The sequence below is a fragment of the Enhygromyxa salina genome (assembly GCF_002994615.1).
Lineage (GTDB): Bacteria > Myxococcota_A > Polyangia > Nannocystales > Nannocystaceae > Plesiocystis > Plesiocystis salina_A.
Window position 1 is genome coordinate 1 of the sequence record NZ_PVNK01000210.1, and the last position, 2,174, is coordinate 2,174.

4 protein-coding genes are annotated in these 2,174 nt (G+C 62.3%); 2 read left to right on the plus strand and 2 right to left on the minus strand.

Features of this window, described 5'->3' with window-relative positions; translation table 11 throughout:
* Positions 1-14: 14 nt before the first annotated feature.
* Together folK and ENSA5_RS39805 are read right to left on the minus strand one after the other, a co-directional pair.
* The gene (folK, locus tag ENSA5_RS24690) at positions 15-440 is read right to left on the minus strand and encodes a 2-amino-4-hydroxy-6-hydroxymethyldihydropteridine diphosphokinase (RefSeq protein WP_106394157.1); all 426 of its coding nucleotides are present in this window, start codon (positions 438-440) and stop codon (positions 15-17) included.
* A gap of 84 nt (positions 441-524) precedes the next feature.
* Positions 525-773 carry a helix-turn-helix domain-containing protein gene (locus ENSA5_RS39805; protein ID WP_106394158.1) on the minus strand — a complete coding sequence of 83 codons (249 nt, stop codon included), beginning with the start codon at positions 771-773 and terminating at the stop codon, positions 525-527.
* Between the two features lie 293 nt (positions 774-1,066).
* Between ENSA5_RS39805 and ENSA5_RS39810 the strand changes: the two genes are divergently transcribed.
* Positions 1,067-1,837: a glyoxalase superfamily protein gene (locus tag ENSA5_RS39810; RefSeq protein WP_219906854.1), complete on the plus strand. Its 771-nt coding sequence runs from the start codon at positions 1,067-1,069 to the stop codon at positions 1,835-1,837.
* Positions 1,838-1,959: 122 nt separating this feature from the next.
* A partial coding sequence (locus ENSA5_RS24700; protein ID WP_146156077.1) for a hypothetical protein occupies positions 1,960-2,174 on the plus strand: 215 nt, incomplete at its 3' end.

A 2,174-nucleotide genomic window follows, 5' to 3' on the forward strand; every position in this document is an offset into this window, starting at 1 on the left:
GCCCGGGCATTGGATCAGCGGGGGTCGAGGGTCTCGTCGAGCCGCCGCAGCAGCGTGCGTTGATCGTCGGCGAGGGTCGCGAGCTGTGCCGCGCAGCTGCGTCCTTCAACCCTGAGCCCGGCGTCGATGTCGACGAGGGGCTGGAGCACGAAGTCGCGGGCCCACAGGTTCGGATGCGGCAAGGTCAGCGTCGGGGTGTCGCGGACGCGATCGCGGCCGCGCTCGTCGAACCCGCACACGACGTCCAGATCGAGGGTTCGATCGCCCCAGCGCTCGCGTCGAACTCGACCGTGGTGGCGCTCGATCTCGAGCAGGCCCGCGAGCAGCTGCTCACCGTCGAGGGTCGTGACGAGCTCGACCGCGCCGTTGAGAAACGCGCCGCTGCCCCAGCGGCCCGAGCACCCGTACAGCGGATCGAGCTCCCTGCTACGCATGACCATGACCCGGTCATGCCTGCGAGCACACGTCGTCCAACTCGACGTCGGCGCTTGGGGGGACTCAGACTGCGAGCCAGTGCAACTGACTCATGGTCCGACGCGACCTCGCGCCGGTTGAATCCGCAAACAGCTGGAGAACTCGACCCGCAAGCCGGCCACCAGCTTGGAGAGCGTGTGAAGTGACGGCGAGAACGTGCCGTGTTCCAGTCGGAGGACCGTGTCGGCCGACAGATCTGCTCGCTCGGCAAGTTGCTTCTGAGTCTGTTGGCAGGCTTTCCGTAGGGCGTGAACGAAGCGACCGAAGTCGCGGGAGACTTGGGACGGCGTCTTGGCCATGCCTGTAGCGACATGGATGCGTCTAATTCGGGCGATGTATGGTTCTGTCGTGTGTGGTTTTTCGCGAGTCGGTTGACTGCGCTCATCTAGCAGGTGGCCCGCCTGTTCGGCAGGATTGACACTGAGCCTAGTGCGGGATATGCAAGAGCATGGCAGTGGAGCGCCTGCCGCTCGCCCCTCTCAAGGGATGGTGAAGCTCCTAGAACCCTGTGTCTCTGGTCGTCGATGACCTTTTGAGGCCCAGACCCGCAACGCGAGCACGGATCAGTAAGGGCCTCGAAAGAGGAACGATTATGAACACCAGGAAAAAACTGTCCACGTCATCAGGTCTCAAGGCTCAGGCCAAGAGGCTCCGTACTCATCTCGCTGAGCAAGAAGGCATCACACTCTCACACTCACAGACACTTGAGGCCGTCGCCGGGAGCCACGGTTACAAGGATTGGAATACGGCTGCTGCCCTTGAGAACCAACGGGTGCACCGGGCATCTACCGAAAAGGTCTATCTAGCTGGGAAGATTTCTCCGAACGGTTGGCGGCATGGGGTCGTCGATTCACTTCGCGGGGTCGTATCTGGCTCCTGTTGGACAGGAGATCCCCCCGATGTCTCAACCGTTAAAGGACATGGCCACACGAAGAACGGGGAATGGCCCGTGCTGCACGGCGTGGTGCTTGGGCGCCACGACTACGTTGGACCATATTTCGTGAGCTGTGACCACAGGTGCTTCCACGGCCCATCCACGCACGGCACAAGTATGGCGTGGGACCCCTCCGAAACCTACCAACGATGCATAGGCGCGATTGAAAAATCGACCGTTGTCTTCGCTTGGATCGAGAGCATCGATGCGTATGGCACCCTCTACGAACTTGGATATGCGCGGAGCCTAGGCAAACGGATCGTAGTCGCATCGCCTCCGAGTCTGGATACATCCGACCTGTGGTTCTCTTGCGTAGGTGCCGATCTCGTCCTTGAGGGAGCTCTAGAAGAGTGCTTGCAGAAAGCCCTTGCGCGAAAGCCTCTAGCAAACCGTTGCTCGACTGGGCGGCTTGGCGACGATCGTAGCTAGTACCTCGCGGCTGCTGGGAGCAGAGGGGGAGCCCAGCAGTCGCAACTCTGTCGCTAGCGACCACATGGGTCGGAACAGGCCCGAACTCAAACAACCCGCTTCCTCGCGGCTACGGGGCCTGCATGGCCAACTACGCGATTTCGTTCTATCTCGCATGCTCCCCCAGTCACGTTCGAGTCCTGTCCCGCCCACCGGAGATCCCTCACTGGCTGCTCCGGATTTCGCCCGCTAGCGCGCTGAGCCTCGCCGCGCTGATCGCCGGAGGGTGCATCACGGGCGTCAACCCCAACTACGAGGCCGGTCTCGGTTCGGGCGAGGTCGGCGAGGTCGGCGAGAC